Raw genomic sequence first — 4,764 nt, forward strand, 5'->3', positions numbered from 1 at the left:
TAGGTGTCGTCTATCTGGTAGTAGTGGCCGACGCGCGATTCAATCGCCGACGTCTCTGCTGCTGCGGTCATGAATTTGCTCAACTTCTCTATCGGCTTGTTCGCTGAGGCCGACCAAAGCACACTAGCGCGCGGACACCGTAGCAATACCCGTCGATACGCTTCGCCGGTTTGTGTCCGCGCGACCTCCTGAAGCTCGTCACGCGCAATCACGGTGTCCGGATCATTGACACGTCGACTGGGTGAATGCCGCCGCTCACTGAAACATCCGGAGCGGCTGGCCCGATCAGAGAGGGCGTTTCACTATGAGCGCGAGGGGACATCGAGGTACCGAACTTGTCCGGGAAGCTGGCCGTCGTGACCGGTAGCGGCGCGCCTTCGTCGAAGTCGCGGCAAAGGTCTTCGCAGACGAGCGGTAGCACCTGCGGTGCCGCTTGAGCCCGTCAGCTTCCGGTGGAGAAGTGAGAGCCGTTCCTGGCTTTCCGCGACGCCGGTGATGACGACCGCTGCGCCGATAGGCAGTAGAACCTCCCACGTTGTGTCGGTCGGCCCGGAATCGCATGTCCGCACCTGACCCGCGGCTACCAGATCGTCGGAGGATGGACGCCATGGAACGCAGCTAGCGGCCCACCAGCGCGTTCCCTCTAGTGGCCCGACAATCCCCATGACGGGCCGGGGACGGTAGGGACAGCCCTACCCTGAAGACGCAGGCGCATCGGATGGGAGCGAATCCAACAAGTGCCTAGCGTCGAGGGCGTGAGCACCAAACATATGTTGGTCGACCCAGCACAGCCTGGGCGAGTCGGCTTCGTCCGTCAGCTCGGTGTGGACACTGGCTACACGCTGCTCGGATTCCCGCTCGCCATCGTGAGTTTCAGCGTCCTCGTGGCTGGTTTGTCGGCGGGGCTCGGCACGCTGGTCGTCGTCATCGGCCTGCCGATCCTCGCGGGCACGTTGATCGTCGCTCGCTTCTTCGCCGACGTCGAGCGGCTGCGCATTCCCGCCGTGCTGCGCCGCCCACTGATCCGGCCGACCTACCGGGCGGCCGCACCGGGCGCCGGCGTCTGGAATCGGATCGTCACTCCGTTGACGCAGAGCCAGTTCTGGCTCGATCTCGTGTACGGCATCCTGCATTTCCCGATCTCGGTGGCCACCTTCAGCATCGTGGTCAGCTGGTGGGCGTCAGCGATCGGCGGCACGTTGACCATCGCTTGGGACTGGAGCATCCCGCGCGGCCGGGACAACAACTCGCTCGCCCAGCTGATCGGGCTCGGCGACAGCGCGTTCGCGCGGATCGGCCTGCAAACCGCCATCGGCCTCATCTGCCTGGTCAGCCTCCCGATCGTGGTGCGAGGTTGCGCGCTGATCTCGGCCGGCTTCAGCCGCATCCTGCTGACCGGTGTGGCCGAGATGCGCCAGACGATCACCGTGCTGACCGAGCAGAAGGCGGCCGCGGTCTCCGCCGAGGCGACCGCGCTGCGCCGGCTGGAACGTGACATCCACGACGGCCCGCAACAACGACTCATCCGCCTCGCGATGGATCTGAGCCGCGCCCGCCAACACGTGGACGGCGATCCGGACGCGCTCCGAGCCGCACTGGACGAGGCGATCAACCAGACCCAGGAGACTCTGGATGAGCTTCGGTCGCTGTCCCGCGGCATCGCGCCCCCGGTCCTCACCGACCGTGGCCTGCCCAGTGAGCTGGCTGCGCTGTCGGTCCGGTGCACCGTCCCAGTCGAGCTCGCGGTCGACCCCGACCTCGGCACGCTAAGGGCCGGCTCGACGCGGCCGTCGAGACCACCGCCTACTTCGCGGTCGCCGAGGCGCTGACCAATGTCGCCAAACACAGCGGCGCGGCGAACTGCTGGGTCACGGTGGCGAACGGGCCTGGCCGGCTCGGTGTCGAGATCGCCGACGACGGGGACGGCGGCGCGCATGTGGCCAAGGGCCATGGCCTGTCTGGCCTGGCCGACCGTGTGTGGGCCACCGGTGGCACGCTGGCCGTCATGAGTCCTCCCGGAGGCCCGACGACGATCGCGGTAGAGCTTCCGTGCTGAGAGTTGTGGTGGCCGACGACTCGGTCCTCCTGCGGGAGGGCCTCGTCCGGCTGTTGACCGAGAACGGCCATGACGTCGTCGCTGCGGTGGGTGACGGCCCTTCGCTGGTGCACGCCATCGAGGAGCGCCGGCCAGACATCTCGGTGGTGGACGTTCGGATGCCGCCGTCACACACCGATGAGGGACTGCGTGCAGCAGTCGAGGCCCGCCGGCGGGTGCCCGGCTCGCCGGTGCTCGTGCTGTCCCAATACGTCGAGGTCTCCTATGCGGATGACCTCCTCGCCGACGACGCCGGTGCAATCGGCTATCTACTCAAGGACCGGGTCACCGCGATCACGGATTTCCTCGACTCGGTGCAACGAGTGGCATCCGGCGGTACGGTGCTCGACCGGGAAGTTGTCGCACAGCTACTCGTGCGGCGCCGCCGTGACGATCCGCTGGCAGAGATGACTGCGCGTGAGCTGGAGGTGCTCGCGCTGATGGCCGAGGGCCGGTCCAACACGAACATCGCTCGCACCCTACAAGCCGGTTCCACCTCGCTCGCGCAGGTCGGCTCGGCGATCGACGCCGGGAAGGTCAAGCAGATCGCCAGCGGTCCCGAAGTCGGTTTGCCGGGCTACATATCCGTCACCCGCCAGAACCCAGGCCCTCGCCGAACCCAAACTCGCGGCCGTCATCGGCGACTTCTCCCAAAGGGTCACCCGCTTCCAACAATGGGGAGCCGAGCATCCGGAAGAGATCGCCAAAGCGTTTGTGTCGACCCAGCAGTTGACCGAAGACCAAGCCCTGCTGGCCGCGCGCACCAGCGCATCGACTCTCGTCCCGTCGGCTCCGACGACCTGGGTACCAAGACCGAGGTGGATTTGACGGGCCTGCTCGAGAAGGCGGGCTTCCTCCCGCGTCCTTCGACGTCACGCAGCTCCTGGACGCCCGGTACTCCGAGCAGATCACCCAGGCCACGCAGTAACGCGCTTGACTCGGGCCCAGGAGGCCGGCCGACCACCGGTCTACTTCGCGCGAAGCAGAGGGGTCACGCGCCGTAACGTGCGGACGTCGCTGTTCTGATAGGGCCGCCCATCGTGGTGGAGAAGGTCGCTGAACCACTCCGCCGGGGGCGCGGGCTCCGGGTGATCCCACGAATCCCACGGCAGATACGTCTGGGTCTTGCCCGCGACCAGACCCCAGTTGTACGCGGCGACGTCGTGCCGCACGGCAACCGGCAGGATTCCCTCGACACTGCTACCCAGCGTGCGCGCCAGGTACTCGGTACAAAGGATGGGTCGTTGCATCGGCGCGAGTTCGGCGATCCGGCCCTCGAAGCCGGCCGGGTTGGCATAGGAGTGGAAGGAGATCACGTCGGAGTTGCCGAGCTGGATGCCCGCGATCGTGCTGAGCCGTCCCGGGTCGGCCCAGGTCCCCTGCCAGACGCCACTGGTCAGGGGTTGAACGGGGTCGACTGCGCGCGCCCACTCGAAGACCTGGGGCAGCAGCGCAGCGACGAGGTCGAACTTGTCGGGCCTCTCGACCGTGCGGTACGCGCTCGCGGGGTTGTCGGGCTCATTCCACAGATCCCATCCAAGGATCCGATCGTCGCGGCGGAACTGGCTCAACACTCCGGTGACGTAGTCGTTCAGAACACGGACGTAGCCCGGGTCGCCGAGACGCTCGGCACCGGGACTCTGCACCCACCCTGAATTGTGCACGCCGGGCACCGGCGCGTGCTGAGGACCAAGTCTGGGGTGCGGATCCCAGCACGAATCGAAGAAGACGAACAGCGGCTTGATGGCATGGCTGGCCGCGATGGTGACGAACTGCATCAGCCGCCGAAGGAAGCCGCGTCGGTCCTGGACCCAGAGCAGATCGTGCAGGAATACCCGCACGGTATTGAGCCCGAGGCTGCCGGCCAGGCCCAGCTCGGCATCGATTCGCCGCGGATCGTAGGTGTCCGGCTGGAACATCTCGAGCTGATTGATCGCGTTGGACGGGATGTAATTCACGCCGACGAGTTGAGGCTGCGCCCGATACCAACTGTTGGCACGGTCAGCTGACCACCGTCCCCGTCCTGCCGCGGAGGCCCGCGGCATTCGGGTCAGCGTGGCGCCTCCGATCAGTATCAGCGGGACCTTCAGAGCCGTTCGACGACGCACGACGCGATCGCAGCGCGCGTCACGGCCGTGTTCAGGGTCGCTAATCAGGTGCAATCCTTCGAGTCGGTAACGTCATCCGTCGCCACTTGGTCCGGACACGCACCATAGAGAAACGATGGAAGGGGTTGACGCACAACGCTTTCGAGCTGTGTTGCCGGTGCCCATCGCTTCATGACCGACCGTGGCTGCGCTGCTGCACGGCCCTTGCTCGCACCACGCTACGGGAATCCTCGGCCTTCGTGAAAGTGAAGGGGATTCCAGACGTACGCTGCCTGGCCGCTGGATGAGCGGCTGCGTCTAACGGGGTCGCCTGCGGCGAAATGCCCCCGTGGTGGTCAGGGCCAGCTTGGTGCGGGTCGGGGCAGCGGATGGGCGCCTTCCGGACGCAAACCATCGAAGATGATGGCGAGATATCGTCGCCACAGATCTGAGGGCGGATCCGATAGGTACTCGACGACGTGAACTGGTGCGCAGATCAGCAGGAAGACATCCGTTCCGGTGATGTCGGGCCGTACGGCGCCGGATTCGCGCGCCCGATCGACCAACGAGACGACGACCGCA

At 66.3% G+C, this 4,764-nt stretch carries 4 protein-coding genes and 2 pseudogenes; 3 read left to right on the top strand and 3 right to left on the bottom strand.

Going from position 1 to position 4,764, the window contains the following annotated elements; all coding sequences use genetic code 11:
• A pseudogene (locus tag QOI01_RS19090) lies at positions 1 to 212 on the bottom strand (hypothetical protein); the annotation flags it as partial.
• Between the two features lie 543 nt (positions 213 to 755).
• Here QOI01_RS19090 and QOI01_RS19095 point away from each other — a divergent pair.
• From QOI01_RS19095 to QOI01_RS19105, 3 genes and pseudogenes are all read left to right on the top strand, one after another.
• Positions 756 to 1,829, top strand: coding sequence for a sensor histidine kinase (locus QOI01_RS19095; RefSeq protein WP_526383672.1), 1,074 nt, complete (start codon positions 756 to 758; stop codon positions 1,827 to 1,829).
• Positions 1,721 to 2,056 (top strand): sensor histidine kinase, encoded by a 336-nt coding sequence (locus QOI01_RS19100; RefSeq protein ID WP_526383674.1) that lies wholly within the window; start codon positions 1,721 to 1,723, stop codon positions 2,054 to 2,056. Before QOI01_RS19095 ends, QOI01_RS19100 begins: the two co-directional genes overlap by 109 nt.
• Positions 2,053 to 2,577 (top strand): annotated as a pseudogene (locus tag QOI01_RS19105) (response regulator); the annotation flags it as partial. The gene QOI01_RS19100 and the pseudogene QOI01_RS19105, both read left to right, overlap by 4 nt.
• Before the next feature lie 486 nt (positions 2,578 to 3,063).
• On the opposite strand, the gene QOI01_RS19110 reads toward QOI01_RS19105, so the two are convergent.
• The gene (locus QOI01_RS19110) at positions 3,064 to 4,203 is read right to left on the bottom strand and encodes a glycoside hydrolase 5 family protein (protein WP_526383676.1); all 1,140 of its coding nucleotides are present in this window, start codon (positions 4,201 to 4,203) and stop codon (positions 3,064 to 3,066) included.
• 335 nt (positions 4,204 to 4,538) lie between these two features.
• Positions 4,539 to 4,764: SbtR family transcriptional regulator (locus QOI01_RS19115; RefSeq protein WP_526383678.1), on the bottom strand; the 226-nt coding region annotated here is incomplete at its 5' end.

Source organism: Mycobacterium sp., assembly GCF_032162605.1.
GTDB lineage: Bacteria > Actinomycetota > Actinomycetes > Mycobacteriales > Mycobacteriaceae > Mycobacterium.